The sequence below is a fragment of the Asinibacterium sp. OR53 genome, assembly GCF_000515315.1.
In the GTDB taxonomy this organism is placed as follows: domain Bacteria; phylum Bacteroidota; class Bacteroidia; order Chitinophagales; family Chitinophagaceae; genus Sediminibacterium.
Genome location: NZ_KI911562.1, coordinates 1,747,028 through 1,760,968 on the forward strand (window position 1 = coordinate 1,747,028; position 13,941 = coordinate 1,760,968).

General features: G+C 46.6%; 10 protein-coding genes. 5 read left to right on the top strand and 5 right to left on the bottom strand.

Translation table 11 applies throughout. From position 1 onward, the window contains the following. Nucleotides 1-15 precede the first annotated feature (15 nt). Both SEDOR53_RS0107885 and SEDOR53_RS0107890 read right to left on the bottom strand, forming a co-directional pair. Nucleotides 16-627 (bottom strand): alpha-ketoglutarate-dependent dioxygenase AlkB, encoded by a 612-nt coding sequence (locus SEDOR53_RS0107885; protein ID WP_026769238.1) that lies wholly within the window; start codon nucleotides 625-627, stop codon nucleotides 16-18. A gap of 20 nt (nucleotides 628-647) precedes the next feature. Next, the gene (locus SEDOR53_RS0107890) at nucleotides 648-1,493 is read right to left on the bottom strand and encodes a methylated-DNA--[protein]-cysteine S-methyltransferase (protein WP_026769239.1); all 846 of its coding nucleotides are present in this window, start codon (nucleotides 1,491-1,493) and stop codon (nucleotides 648-650) included. 117 nt (nucleotides 1,494-1,610) lie between these two features. Between SEDOR53_RS0107890 and SEDOR53_RS0107895 the strand changes: the two genes are divergently transcribed. Both SEDOR53_RS0107895 and SEDOR53_RS0107900 read left to right on the top strand, forming a co-directional pair. Next, nucleotides 1,611-2,495 (top strand): AraC family transcriptional regulator, encoded by an 885-nt coding sequence (locus tag SEDOR53_RS0107895; protein WP_037360801.1) that lies wholly within the window; start codon nucleotides 1,611-1,613, stop codon nucleotides 2,493-2,495. Between the two features lie 99 nt (nucleotides 2,496-2,594). After that, nucleotides 2,595-3,584: an aldo/keto reductase gene (locus tag SEDOR53_RS0107900; protein ID WP_026769241.1), complete on the top strand. Its 990-nt coding sequence runs from the start codon at nucleotides 2,595-2,597 to the stop codon at nucleotides 3,582-3,584. 7 nt (nucleotides 3,585-3,591) lie between these two features. On the opposite strand, the gene SEDOR53_RS0107905 is transcribed toward SEDOR53_RS0107900, so the two are convergent. Together SEDOR53_RS0107905 and SEDOR53_RS0107910 are read right to left on the bottom strand one after the other, a co-directional pair. Then, entirely contained in the window at nucleotides 3,592-4,563 is a 972-nt protein-coding gene (locus SEDOR53_RS0107905; RefSeq protein WP_026769242.1) for a peptidoglycan DD-metalloendopeptidase family protein, read from the bottom strand. Between the two features lie 83 nt (nucleotides 4,564-4,646). Next, nucleotides 4,647-5,402, bottom strand: a complete 756-nt coding sequence (locus SEDOR53_RS0107910) for a geranylgeranylglyceryl/heptaprenylglyceryl phosphate synthase (RefSeq protein WP_026769243.1) — start codon at nucleotides 5,400-5,402, stop codon at nucleotides 4,647-4,649. A 366-nt stretch (nucleotides 5,403-5,768) separates the two neighbouring features. Here SEDOR53_RS0107910 and SEDOR53_RS0107915 point away from each other — a divergent pair, with 366 nt between their 5' ends. The 3 genes from SEDOR53_RS0107915 to SEDOR53_RS0107925 all read left to right on the top strand — a co-directional run bounded on the left by SEDOR53_RS0107915 (nucleotide 5,769) and on the right by SEDOR53_RS0107925 (nucleotide 11,702). Continuing rightward, nucleotides 5,769-9,125, top strand: coding sequence for a vitamin B12-dependent ribonucleotide reductase (locus SEDOR53_RS0107915; protein ID WP_026769244.1), 3,357 nt, complete (start codon nucleotides 5,769-5,771; stop codon nucleotides 9,123-9,125). Nucleotides 9,126-9,309: 184 nt separating this feature from the next. Then, nucleotides 9,310-11,049, top strand: a complete 1,740-nt coding sequence (locus tag SEDOR53_RS0107920; protein WP_026769245.1) for a GMC oxidoreductase — start codon at nucleotides 9,310-9,312, stop codon at nucleotides 11,047-11,049. 2 nt (nucleotides 11,050-11,051) lie between these two features. Continuing rightward, nucleotides 11,052-11,702 (top strand): gluconate 2-dehydrogenase subunit 3 family protein, encoded by a 651-nt coding sequence (locus SEDOR53_RS0107925; RefSeq protein ID WP_026769246.1) that lies wholly within the window; start codon nucleotides 11,052-11,054, stop codon nucleotides 11,700-11,702. 104 nt (nucleotides 11,703-11,806) lie between these two features. Here SEDOR53_RS0107925 and metG read toward each other — a convergent pair whose 3' ends face one another. Then, nucleotides 11,807-13,930, bottom strand: coding sequence for a methionine--tRNA ligase (gene metG / locus SEDOR53_RS0107930; RefSeq protein WP_026769247.1), 2,124 nt, complete (start codon nucleotides 13,928-13,930; stop codon nucleotides 11,807-11,809). Between the last annotated feature and the right edge of the window lie 11 nt (nucleotides 13,931-13,941).

Genomic DNA, 13,941 nt, shown 5'->3' on the forward strand with positions numbered 1-13,941 from the left:
CCGGGTTTGAGAAACCTAAAGATCGTAAATGGTTCTGAAAGTAAGATTGATTCTGGGTTTTGAAACCAGTTTGGTAGGAGGCAGGCGATGCAGCCAGTGCGTTTGAGTAGCCCCTTTCATTACAAGTAGGCTGCCAGATTCTAAAACAAGGGCAACTTTTTCACCTGTTCTTTTGTGTTTGAAAGCAAATTTCCGTTCGGCGCCAAAACTGAGAGAAGCAATGGTGGTATTGATTCCCAACGATTTTTCATCGTCGCTGTGCCAGGCCATTCCTTCATCACCATTGTGATAGAGGTTAAGCAGACAGGAATTGAAAACAGTCTCTGTTTGTTCTTCTACCAGCGCTTTTAATTCAAGTAGTTCTTTGGTCCAGATAAGCGCCTGCTTAGTCACATTAGAGTAGGTGTAGGCATAGTTGCTGTTGCCATACCAGGCTACTTTGCGCTTGGTAATAATGTGTTTGCCGAGAATGATGGCTTCATCGTTTTTCCACTGGATGTCTTCCAACAAGCGATCAAAATAATGATCGCTTGCTTTTCTTGACAACAACTTCCCAAAATAATTGACGATGCCGTCTTTGGGAAGCAGGTTGGTGGTTTCATTTATGCTATTGCCGAATAAATCCATCTTTTCAAATTTTAGGTGCATTACGTATGCAGTGTCCGGGCGGCTTCCCAGCCAATGATCGCTGTTTTGCGGGTAGGTCCCCACATATAACCGCCAAAGATGCCGGTCGATTGAATAACGCGGTGACAAGGGATGAGGTATGCCACGGGGTTACTTCCGATGGCTGTTCCAACGGCCCTCGCTGCATGGGGCTGCGCTATTTGTTGTGCAATAGTACCATAAGTTGCCAGCCGCCCCAAAGGTATCTTGAGCAGTGTTTCCCAGACTTTTAATTGAAAATCGGTGCCTTTGAGGTGCAGCTTCACCTGGCCGAGGTTTTTCCAGTCCTGCGTAAAAATGTACAACGCATTTTGCTGGATCATATCCACTACCTGCCTGAACTGCGCATGAGGAAACTGTTTGCGCAGCGCTTCAAATGATTGCTCCGAGTCATCGGCAAAAGCCATATAACAAATGCCTTTGGGGGTAGAAGCCACGAGGATATTGCCAAAAGGACTTTCTGCAAAACTATAATTGATGGCCAGGCTTTTTCCCCCGTCGCGGTATTCGGCAGGCGTCATGCCTTCTATATGAATAAAAAGATCATGCAGGCGGCTGGTTCCGGAAAGTCCCGTTTCATAAGCTGTTTCGAAGAGGGTAGCTTGCTCTTCTTTGAGCATTTTTTTGGCATGGGCGATACTGATGTATTGCAGGAATTTTTTCGGACTGGTGCCTGCCCATTCCGTAAAAAGCCGTTGAAAATGAAAGGGACTCAGATGTACTTTTTCTGCAATTTCATCGAGGTCGGGCTGCGAACGGAAATTTTCCCTGATATAATCAATGGCCGCTGCCACACGTCCGTAGTTGATATTTTCCTGGTCGTTCATGGGTGTTAATTATAAAACAAAACTAAAACGCATAGGGTAGCCATAAAACCCGAAACTTGCGAAGTTGAAGTTGTTTAAATTTGTATAGCAATCGAAAACATCCTGAGAGCGCAACTTATGCAAACAATCGAAGATTTTTACAGAGACAAATTCAATATTCTTCCGGCCAACCTGCACGAAGGCATGGGACATTTCAACGTTTTTCAAATGGAGAAATGCAAGAACAAAGTCGTGTACAGCCGCAGGGATTTTTACAAGATCAGCCTGATCCGCGGACATAACCTGTACCATTATGCCGATAAGAGCATTGAGATATCCGGTACTACGCTGATCTTTTTTAACCCGCTGGTTCCTTATGCCCTTGAATCTTTATCGGATGACAAGACCGGTTTTTTCTGCATCTTCTCCAAATCCTTTTTTGCCGACAGGATACGGAATGAATTCGGCGACCTGCCGATGTTCAAACCAGGCGGCAATCCGTCCTATATACTCAACAAGGAACAGGACAGGGAAGTGAGCCAGATATTCAACAAGATGCTGAATGAAATGCAATCGGATTATGCGTTCAAGTTCGATCTGCAGAAGAGTTATGTTACCGAGTTGATCCACTACGCACTTAAAATGGGGCCTTCCGAAAGCCTCTGCCGGCACACAGATGCCAAGGCGCGCATCACCGCGGTATTTACTGAATTGCTGGAAAGACAGTTCCCCATCGAAAACACATCGCAGCGATTTGATATGCGCTCGGCAGTCAACTTTGCCGAGCAGTTGGCAGTACATGTGAATCACCTGAATAAAGCTGTGAAGGCAACCACAGGTAAAACCACCACAGGCGTAATAGCAGAAAGGCTGGTGAGTGAAGCCAAGTCTTTGTTGAAGCACACCGATTGGAATATTGCCGAGATCGGTTACTGCCTGGGTTTTGAAGAACCATCGCACTTCAACAATTTTTTCAAGAAACAAACGCAGGTAACACCGTCGTTTTTCAGGAGTTTGAATTAGGATTGAATTTTGTAATGAATGGTTTCAATCAGGTAATAACTGTCTTGACAGGGTCTAATAATTTTACATGACAAAACAATTCATCTTAAACAGATCATTATGAAATCAAAAAAATTGGGTAGTCAGGGTTTGACCGCTTCTGCAATAGGATTGGGTTGCATGGGCATGAGCGATTTTTATGGAAAGAGAGATGATGAAAATTCCTTGAAAACTTTGCACAGGGCCCATGACCTGGGCGTGCGTTTCTGGGATACAGCTGATATGTATGGTCCTTTTCACAACGAAGAACTGATTGGAAAAGCGTTGAAAGGTATTCGTAACGATATTACGCTGGCTACCAAGTTTGGTATCGTCAGGTATCCGGACAATCCTTCGGCAAGGGGTGTTAACGGCAGACCCGAATATGTGCGGTCGGCCTGCGAAGCCAGCCTCAAAAGATTGCAGGTAGATACCATTGACCTGTATTACCAACACCGGGTAGATCCGGAAACGCCTATTGAAGAAACCGTAGGGGCCATGGCACAACTGGTAGCCGAAGGTAAAGTGAGGGCGATTGGTTTGTCTGAAGCTTCGCCGCAAACCTTGCGTAAAGCGCATGCTGTTCATCCTATCACTGCACTGGAGACAGAATATTCGCTCTGGAGCCGTGAACCGGAAGATGAATTACTGCAAACCTGCCAGGAGTTGGGAATTGCGTTTGTGGCGTATTCTCCATTGGGCCGTGGATTTCTTACCGGGCAATTGAAAAGCTTCGATGACCTGGCGGAAGATGACTGGAGAAGGTTTTCACCCCGTTTCCAGGGAGAGAATTTTCAAAAGAACCTGGAGTTGGTGCGAAAGATACAGGACCTTGCTACTGAAAAAGGTTGCACTCCTTCGCAATTGGCGTTGGCATGGGTAATGGCGCAGGGAGATCATATTTTCCCTATTCCGGGCACCAAGCAAATCAAATACCTCGAAGAGAATATCGGTTCATTAAAAGTTTCCCTCAGTAAAGAAGATTTGAAAGCGATTGATGCAATAGCACCCCGCAATGTAGCCGCAGGTGACCGCTATCCCGAAGCTTCTATGAAAACAGTGAACAGGTAAGAAGTTTTTATAAGGCAGGAGATGATATTTTATCATTTTTTACAGGTGAATAATCGGCTTTAAGCTGACCGTTCACCTGTATTTGATCGAAATAACATTTCACCCCCGTGGCTTTGTTTATATCCTCTGTATTCTGGATATGAAAATGCAAATGAGGTTTTGATGAATTGCCTGAGTTCCCGCAGAGTCCCAGCAATTGTCCCTGTTTTATTTTTTGATCCTGCTTTACCTGGATAGAATGTTGTTTGAAATGGGCGAAGAACAAGTATTCATTTTTTTCCGTTTTAATAATCACGCTATTCCCAGGGCTATAAGCCGGGTTCATAACACCCGGTTTATTGTCTTTGATGCCATCCACAACCAATACAACCGTACCATCACAAGGGGCAGTCAGCGGCTTGCCGAAGGCATAATAATCTTCATTGGTTTGTCCATCTGTTTTGTATGAATGCCCTTGTTCATCCGTTATCTCTATATCAAAGGCATTTTTCTGTACGGTAGATACCACATGATAATTTTGCTCTTTGGTATCGCCACCCCAAAGAACAGTCCATACACCTGTGAAGGGTAATTGGAGCTTGGTCTGGTTCCGGTCTATTTGGGGAAGGGGTTCGTCAACAAAGGCTTTTACCAAAAAACCATTGATTTTATGATGCTCATCCACAGAAATGTTTACGGCGAACAAAGCCTTTTCAAAATGAGTTTTATAAGAAGCGAAAGTCGACTGGTACTTTGTGAATTCCCGCTGTTTGATTTTACCAGCCTGTCGGTATAAGCCCGACAGGAACGCGTTGGTTTTATCTATTGGAAGCGCTTTTTGCATCTCAACGGAAAACATGGCAAAAATGCTATCGCCCTGCTGTGTGTTGTACAGCTGTTCAAATTGATCTGCAATGGTTTTGTAAACAGGGCCTTCGGTTTGTGCGTTGGTAATCAGCATACAAAAAAAGAAGTTAGTGGTACACAATAAACGTTTCATATTTTCAAATTTCGTTTTGAAAACAAATAGTATACACTTGCTGCATATGGGCAGACTGATGGGGGGATATTTTAACTACGCAGCTATACCTGCACAGGAATACTGTGCACGGCTGCGCTCAATTCTTTGATCAGTGTAGGATCTTTTTCAATCGCATTGCCCACTACAATCACATCGGCTCCTGCCTTGCAGTTGAGATAGGCTTTAACGGGATCAATAATGCCTCCGCCGATGATCAACGGCACTTCAATGTGACGCGCTACTTTCTCTATCATGGATTCAGGTATGGGCCGCTTGGCGCCGCTGCCTGCATCCATGTAGATGAGTTTCATTCCCAGCATTTCTCCCGCCATGGCCGTACACATGGCAATATCATTCTTGTCGGCCGGAATAGGCGTTGCGTTGGAAATATAAGACACAGTGGTGGGCGCCCCTCCGTCGATGACCATATAACCGGTGGGCATAATCTCGAGCCCGCTTTTCTTTACAAAAGGAGCGCTGATCACATGCTGACCAATCAACAGTTCCGGGTTGCGGCCAGATATGAGTGAAAGATATAATAACGCATCGGCATATTTACTCACCTGGGAAGGCGAGCCGGGGAATAAAACAACAGGAATAGCGCAGGAAGCTTTGAGCTGGCGGATGCAATCGTCGAGGTGACTGGAAATGACCAAACTGCCGCCCACGAAAAAATAATCGACTTTAGCATCAGTGGCCAATCGCACCAGTTGCGCGATCTTTTGGTCATCTACCTTATCGGGGTCGATCAATACCGCAAAAGATTTCCTGCCCGTTCTTTTCTTCTCTACAAATTGGTTGTACAATGCTTGCTTCATTCAATATTGGATAGATGCTGTTGCAAAAATGCAAAAAAATCCATGGAAAGATACATATTTCGGTAGAAGTAGCTGCCTGGAGCGTTTTTTGTGTTTGTAAAAGGCTTAAGCCCTCGGAATCCGGCTTTTTTATTTACGAAAAAAAGTTCATTTAAACTACAAAAAGATCAAAAATATTTCTACCATGTGTGCATTTTCCAGCAAATGCAACCCTGATTGGAGGTACGAAAAAATCCACATGCCTTATCCACAAGCAGTGGATATTTCCGGCCTTGAATTGTGAAAATGGAAAGATATTTTCGTCAACCGCTTAACAATTCGTTAACCAGGGACTAAACCAACAAACCCGCTAAAAACTATACTTACATGGCTAACCCACGCACTTCCAAAGGTTTACAGTTCAGCCGCCGCTTTACAGCAGAGGGTGTAAGCCCTTTTGACCAGTTCGAATACGATTACCGCGACAGTGTTATCAAAAACCCTAATGGTGAAAAGGTTTTTGAAATGAACAATGTAGAGGTTCCGAAACAATGGAGCCAGATCGCAACGGACATTCTCGCCCAAAAATATTTCCGCAAAGCCGGGGTACCCCAGCCAGATGGTTCGGTAGGCAGGGAAACCAGCGTAAAACAGGTGGCACATCGTATGGCCAATTGCTGGCGTGTGTGGGGAGAGCGTTACGGGTATTTCGCATCGGCCAAAGATGCACAGGTGTTTTACGATGAGTTGGTATACAGCATCCTCAACCAGGCTTGCGTACCCAATTCACCCCAATGGTTCAATACCGGTTTGCACGAGAGCTATGGCATCACCGGCAAACCGCAGGGTCATTATTTCGTAGATCCCAAAGATGGTAAACTGAAAAAATCCACCAACGCGTATGAGCGCCCACAACCCCATGCCTGTTTCATTCTCAGCGTGAACGACGACCTGGTGAATGAAGGTGGTATCATGGATCTGTGGACCCGTGAGGCCCGCATTTTCAAGTACGGATCAGGCGTAGGTACCAACTTCTCACAGATTCGTGGTGGTGGAGAGAAGTTAAGTGGAGGGGGTACTTCAAGCGGACTGATGAGCTTTCTCAAAATAGGTGACCGCGCTGCAGGCGCTATCAAGAGCGGCGGCACTACACGACGGGCAGCCAAAATGGTTTGTCTCGATCTGGATCACCCCGAAGTAATGGAATTCATCAACTGGAAAGTGCAGGAAGAAGATAAAGTGGCCGCATTGGTAGCTGCAGGATATGATAACAGTTACGAGGGAGAAGCGTATGCTACGGTATCCGGACAAAATTCAAACAACTCTGTGCGCATCCCTAACAGTTTCTTTAAAGTGCTGGAAGAAGGCGGCGACTGGGAACTGAAAGCGCGTACCGATGGCCGTGTGATGAAGAAAGTGCCGGCAAGAGAAGTGTGGAGCCAGATCTCTTACGCAGCATGGCGTTGCGCCGATCCCGGAACACAATATGATACTACCATCAACGAATGGCATACCTGTCCGAAAGGCGGCCGCATCAATGCATCGAACCCCTGCTCGGAATACATGTTCCTCGACAATACGGCCTGTAACCTGGCTTCCATCAACCTGCGCAAGTTTCATGATGATGAGACCAATGTGTTTGATGTAGCAGGTTTTGAATATACTACGCGTTTGTGGACTACCGTACTGGAAGTATCTGTGTTGATGGCACAATTCCCTTCTAAAGAAGTGGCGCAACTTTCTTACGATTACCGTACACTCGGACTCGGCTTCGCTAACCTGGGTTCTATGCTTATGGTGAGTGGTATTGCTTACGATAGTGAAGAAGCCCGTGGTATTGCAGGTGCTATATCTGCTATCATGACGGGTATCGCGTATAAAACATCTGCAGAGATCGCTGCCTTCCTTGGCACATTTGATAAATACGAGGAGAACAAAGAAGACATGCTGCGTGTAATGCGCAACCACCGCGCCGCTGCTTATGATGCGGAGGATGCGTATGTAGGTATTGAAATCAAACCACAGGGTATCAAAGCCACGCATTGTCCCGATTACCTGTTGAAAGCCGCTACCCGTGCATGGGATGAAGCGGTTCAGTTAGGCGAACAGCATGGCTACCGCAATGCGCAAACAACTGTGATTGCACCTACCGGAACCATTGGCCTGGTAATGGATTGCGATACTACCGGTGTAGAACCTGATTTCGCATTGGTGAAATTTAAAAAATTGTCAGGCGGTGGTTATTTCAAAATCATCAACCAGTCGGTTCCACAGGCATTGAAGAACCTTGGCTATAATGCTAAAGAAGCGGAAGCCATTGAAAAATATGCAGTAGGTGCTGCGAGCTTTGAGGGCGCTCCTTTCATCAATCCGCAAAGCCTGAGTGAGAAAGGATTTACTGCTACTGAGATTGAAAAACTGAACGGCGCTGCGCGATCTGCTTTTGAGATCGGTTTCATCTTCAACCGTTTTATACTGGGTGATGAATGTATGCAGCGTTTAGGCTTTACAGAAGCGCAGTACAGCGATTGGAATTTCAACCTGCTGGAAGCGATCGGTTTCAGCGAAGCAGAAATTGAAGCAGCCAATGATTATGTATGTGGTACCATGACGGTGGAAGGTGCTCCTTATCTCAAAGACGCGCACCTGACGGTATTCGACTGTGCAAATAAATGCGGCAAGAAAGGAGAGCGTTATATCCACGCGTATGGACATATCCGTATGATGGCGGCTTGTCAGCCTTTCCTCAGCGGCGCCATTTCCAAGACCATCAACCTGCCACATGAAGCAACAGTAGAAGAGATTGCGGACTGTTATTTGCTGAGCTGGCAACTGGGATTGAAAGCCAACGCCCTTTACCGCGATGGTTCCAAACTGAGCCAGCCGTTGAGCAATAAATCTTCCGATAAAAAGAAAAAATCGGCGGAAGCAGAAGAAGAAAAAGTGGCTGTTGCAGATACGGCTTCCAATATTGTAGACATGAGCCAGCTTACAGTAGATGAATTGCTGGATGAAGTACACAAACGCATGCAGGCTTCTACCGACACCAAGCTGAAGCGCCAGTTATCGCTCATCGTAGAGAAAAAATCCTTGCCTGCCAAGCGCAGGGGTTTTACACAGAAAGCCAAAATCGGCGGTCAGGTATTGTTCCTCCGCACAGGAGAATATGCAGATGGTACACTGGGTGAAATATTCATAGACCTGGCGAAGGAAGGCTCTACGCTGCGCAGCTTCATGAACTGTTTTGCCATTGCCATTTCTGTTGGCTTGCAGTACGGTGTTCCGTTGGAAGAGTTCGTAGAGAAATTTGTGTTCACTAAGTTTGAGCCGGCTGGTATGGTAGACCATCCCAATATCAAGACTACTACTTCACTGGTTGATTTTGTATTCCGTGTATTGGCTTATGAGTACCTGGGCCGTACAGACCTGGTGCATGTGCTGGACAGACCGCAGGTAGGCAACCTGGGCGATGATGATGGGGATGCCACTTTGCTGGGCAAGCCAGAGTTGAGCAGCATAAGAGTAACAGCGCCTTCGGCCAATGTTACACCGGCTGCACAACCGCAAAAATTACAGCGAGCAGCCGCACCTGTTAAAGCAGAAGCAGGGTTAGATGCTGTGAATGCTGCTGCTAAAAATATGCAGAGTGATGCACCGGCTTGTAACACATGCGGACATATTACCATTCGCAGCGGTACCTGTTACAAGTGCCTGAATTGCGGTAACAGCATGGGTTGCAGTTAGGCAAACGGACGTCTCTTTGAAAACATATATACGCTAACCCTGAAGAGGCCGCTATGCAAATAGTGGCTTTTTCATGCATGCAATCTTTTGCTAAATCGTTTTTTTCTTTTTAAAAACACGCATGTATTAACTCAAAAAGCTTTACTTTCATTGCTCTAACGAACACACTTCAAATTGTTGTTTTATGGGTGATCTTCAGATCAAAAAAGAATCTAAAAAGTATGATGCTGTCATTGTAGGATCGGGCGCCGGTGGTGGAATGGCTGCCTATATGCTGGCCAAGGCCGGTCTCAAGGTCTGCCTGCTCGAAGCAGGGGCCGATTACGATCCTAAAATTCATTCTTCTCAATTTAAAAATCCCTGGGAATCGCCCCGTCGTGGTGCCAGCACCAAGTTTCGCCCATTCGGCGATTTCGATGGCTGTTTCTGGGGATGGGATATTGATGGAGAACCTTATACAATGGCCGAAGGAACCAAGTGGGAATGGTGGCGCGCGCGCATGATCGGCGGCCGTACCAATCACTGGGGAAGGATATCATTGCGTTTCGGTCCGAAGGATTTCAAACGCAGAAGTATTGATGGATTGGGTGATGACTGGCCCATCAGTTATGACGACATCAAACCATATTATGATAAGGTAGATAAGTTGTTGGGTGTATATGGCTCTAATGAAGGATTGCCCAATGACCCGGATGGTATTTTCCTGCCACCGCCCAAGCCCCGCTTGCATGAACTGATGATCAAGAAAGCAGCTACCGGCATAGGTATACCGGTAATCCCATCCCGTTTGTCGATCCTCACCAAGAAGATCAATGATGAGCGTGGGGCCTGCGTGTATTGCGGACAGTGTAACCGTAGTTGTAAGCTCTATGCCGATTTTTCTTCTTCTTCAGCCCTGGTAATTCCCGGTGCTACAACAGGTAACCTGGATGTGATTACACAGGCGATGGCCCGTGAAGTATTAACCAATGCAGAAGGACTGGCAACCGGTATTTCTTATGTGAGCAAAAGAGATATGATGGAATACCAGGTGAGTGGCCGTGTTGTGATACTCGCTGCCAGCGCTTGTGAAACGGCCCGCTTATTGCTCAATTCCAAATCAACCCGCCATCCGAATGGCCTGGCCAATGAGAGCAATGTGGTGGGCAGGTACCTGCACGATTCAACCGGTGCTGCACTGGGTGGTGTATTGCCACAGCTTTTCGGCCGTAAACGTTACAATGAAGATGGGGTGGGCGGTATGCACGTATATACCCCCTGGTGGCTCGACAATAAAAAACTCGATTTCCCTCGCGGTTATCATATTGAATATTGGGGCGGCATGTCGCAACCGGCTTATGGCTTTGGTTTTGGCCTGGAAAATCTCAATGGTAAATATGCCGTGAATGGTAAAACCAAAGAGACGGGCGGTTACGGTGCTTCCCTGAAAGAAGATGCGCGTTTCTTTTATGGCGCCAATGTTGGTATGGCAGGAAGGGGAGAAGCCGTAGCGAATTACAATAACCTCTGCGAGATAGATCCCAATGTAGTGGACAAATATGGTATCCCTGTTTTGCGTTTCAATGTAAAACATTCCGACTACGAGATCAAGCAGGCCAAGCACATGAAAGAGACCTTCAAGGAAATCATGCACAACATGGGTGCCGTGATTACCTGGGGCGGCGATGATAATGAGAAGAATAATTACGGATTGAGTAACCCGGGTAATATCATTCACGAAGCAGGAACCGTACGTATGGGAGCCGATCGTAAATCGTCGGCGCTCAACAAATGGAGCCAGGCACACGATTGTAAAACATTGTTCTGTGTAGATGGCAGTCAGTTCACTTCACAGGCCGATAAGAACATTACCTGGACCATCCTTGCGCTCTCCATGAGGGCATCTGAATACATCATCGATGAAATGAAAAAACAAAACTTATAACAATGGACAGAAGAAAATCCATTAAAGCCCTGGTAGTAGGAACCGTATCCACTGGCCTCATCATTGAGGCTTGTAAGCCAGGCGAAAAGAAAGCAGCAACTGCGGTTGCCGATACGGGTGCAGACGCTGATCGCATGCAGGAAGAAAAGGATTACCTGAAAAAACTCAACGATAAATTCTTCACGGCACAGGAAATGGCCACACTTACAGTGCTGGCAGATATCATTGTACCCAAAGATGCAGTGAGTGGCAGCGCCAGTGATGCCAAAGTGCCCGACTTCCTGGAGTTCATCGTAAAAGACATGCCCAAACACCAGACGCCTATGCGCGGTGGCTTGCGCTGGCTCGATGTACAATGCCTGAAGCAGTATGGTAAAGCATTTACGGATTGTGATCACCAGCAGCAAATTGCCATGGTAGACCAGATCGCTTATCCAGCCAAGGCAAAACCAGAGATGAAACAAGGTGTATCTTTCTTCAATCTCATGCGCAATCTTACAGTGACCGGGTTCTTTACTTCCGAAATGGGTGTGAAAGACCTGGGGTATAAAGGCAACACGCCCAATCAATGGAATGGTGTTCCCGATGATGTGCTGAAACAGTATGGACTTGCCTATAGCGAGAAGGAGCTGAAAGAATGCGTCAGTTTTTAATGGCTCAATAGCCCTATGCTCAATGAGCGTATATCATAAAACAATGGCTCAATGGAAATCTTCTTCCATTGAGCCATTGCATATTGAGCCATCGGGTCATTATTTTAACTCACTGTGCTTCCGGAATTGATTTTGTCTTCCGGATTGATAAAGTGCAGCTTGCCATTGTCTTCGGCCATTAATATCATCCCATTGCTTTCAATACCGCGCATTTTACGCGGAGCGAGATTGGTAACCACGGTTACCTGTTTACCTACGATCTCTTCCGGTTTGAAGTGAAGCGCAATACCCGAAACAATGGTGCGTGTCTCAGATCCCAAGTCTACCTGCAATTTCAACAACTTATCTGCTTTCTCTACTTTTTCTGCGCTTACAATGGTGCCAACACGCAGGTCTATCTTTGCAAAATCATCGAAAACGATTGCTGATTTCTGATTGCTGGTTGCTGATTGTTCGGGTGTCATTTGTTTTGTGTTGACTGCTGGCGCTTCTTTGGTTGCACTGGCAGATTTGAGTTTTTCTATTTGCGCATTGATCTCATCGTCTTCTATCTTTCTGAACAATAACTCGGGGGCCCTGAGCGAATAACCTACGCTCAATAATTTCATACTACCGGCGTTCTCCCAGCTCAGCATTTTCTCTACCACCTTCATCATGTGCAGCATTTTTTTAGCCGTGAACGGAAGGAAAGGGTTGATGAGGATGGCCAGGTTGGCGGTGAGTTGGAGGCAGATGTGCAGGCAGTTATCGATCAACTGCTGCACTTCCGGCTGCGCTTCCAGTTTCTTTGCCAGTATCCAGGGCTCTTTTTTCTGCATATACTGGTTACCAATACGAGCCAGGTTAATCACTTCAAACAAAGCCTCACGAAAACGGTATGCTTCCAGTAACTGTTCTACTTTTTCTTTTGTTTGTTTGATCTCAGCAATGGTTTGTGCGTCCAACCCATCGGCTACAGCTGTGTGATAAGGGGGAACTTTTCCTTTACAGAGTTTGTGCATGAGCACAAAAGTTCGGTTCACAAAATTGCCGAAGATGCTTACCAGTTCACTGTTATTGGCATCCTGGAATCCCTTCCAAACAAACTCGCTGTCTTTGGTTTCGGGGGCGATCTGCGTTAAATAATAACGCAACACATCGGCCATCTGGCTTCCGCCATTTTCTTTGCGGATGAAATCGTTGATATAATCCTGCATCTCGAGCTTCCAGTTGCGGCTGGTGCTCATTTTGTCGCCTTCCAGGTTCATGAACTCGTTAGAGGGAATATTGTCGGGCAGGATATTGCCATGCAATTTCAGCATCACCGGGAAAATGATGCAGTGGAAAACGATATTGTCTTTTCCGATGAAGTGAACGAGTTTGGTGTCTTTATCCTGCCAGTAGGGCGTCCAGTCTCTGCCATGATCCAATGCCCATTGCTTGGTAGCGCTGATATAACCGATGGGCGCATCGAACCATACGTACAATACTTTCCCTTCCGCATCGGGCAATGGTACTTTAATACCCCAGTCGAGGTCGCGCGTAACAGCCCTCGGCTGCAGGCCGCCATCGATCCAGCTTTTGCACTGGCCTAAGACATTGGCGCGCCAGTCTTCGGCATGCTCTTTCAATATCCATTCCCGCAGGAAATCTTCGTGCCGGTTGAGTGGCAGATACCAGTGCCTGGTTAATTTTTTTACCGGGGGCTTACCGCTGAGGGTGCTTACAGGGTTGATGAGCTCGTCCGGACTCAAACTCTTTCCGCAACGTTCGCATTGGTCGCCATAGGCATTCTCGTAACCGCAATTGGGACAAGTGCCTTTGATATAACGGTCGGCCAGGAAGCTTTTGGCTTCTTCGTCGTAATACTGCTCGGTCTCTTTTGTCTCGAGGTCTCCCTTCTCATTCAATGCTGTAAAGAATTCCTGTGCCGTCTGGTGATGGATAGGAGCGCTGGTTCTGTGGTAAATATCGAATGCAATGCCCAGTTCCCTGAAATTCTCTTCAATGATGGGATGGTATTTATCAATAATGGCCTGGGCCGTAGTGCCTTCCTTGGTGGCCTGTATGGGAATGGCAGTGCCGTGTTCGTCGCTTCCGCACACAAATACTACATCGCGCTGTTGCGCTTTGAGGTAACGTACATAAATATCGGCAGGCAAATAGGCCCCGGCCAGGTGGCCGATGTGCTTGAGGCCGTTGGCATAGGGCAACGCTGCCGTGATCAAATATCGCTTCGGATCCTTCATAATGTTTCTTC

Bases quoted from the DNA above. Each gene is read 5' to 3' on its own strand.
- SEDOR53_RS0107915 (WP_026769244.1), top strand. From the start codon at position 5,769: ATGGCTAACCCACGCACTTCCAAAGGTTTACAGTTCAGCCGCCGCTTT.
- SEDOR53_RS0107905 (WP_026769242.1), bottom strand. From the start codon at position 4,563: ATGAAACGTTTATTGTGTACCACTAACTTCTTTTTTTGTATGCTGATT.
- SEDOR53_RS0107910 (WP_026769243.1), bottom strand. From the start codon at position 5,402: ATGAAGCAAGCATTGTACAACCAATTTGTAGAGAAGAAAAGAACGGGC.
- SEDOR53_RS0107920 (WP_026769245.1), top strand. From the start codon at position 9,310: ATGGGTGATCTTCAGATCAAAAAAGAATCTAAAAAGTATGATGCTGTC.
- SEDOR53_RS0107885 (WP_026769238.1), bottom strand. From the start codon at position 627: ATGGATTTATTCGGCAATAGCATAAATGAAACCACCAACCTGCTTCCC.
- SEDOR53_RS0107895 (WP_037360801.1), top strand. From the start codon at position 1,611: ATGCAAACAATCGAAGATTTTTACAGAGACAAATTCAATATTCTTCCG.
- metG (WP_026769247.1), bottom strand. From the start codon at position 13,930: ATGAAGGATCCGAAGCGATATTTGATCACGGCAGCGTTGCCCTATGCC.
- SEDOR53_RS0107925 (WP_026769246.1), top strand. From the start codon at position 11,052: ATGGACAGAAGAAAATCCATTAAAGCCCTGGTAGTAGGAACCGTATCC.
- SEDOR53_RS0107900 (WP_026769241.1), top strand. From the start codon at position 2,595: ATGAAATCAAAAAAATTGGGTAGTCAGGGTTTGACCGCTTCTGCAATA.
- SEDOR53_RS0107890 (WP_026769239.1), bottom strand. From the start codon at position 1,493: ATGAACGACCAGGAAAATATCAACTACGGACGTGTGGCAGCGGCCATT.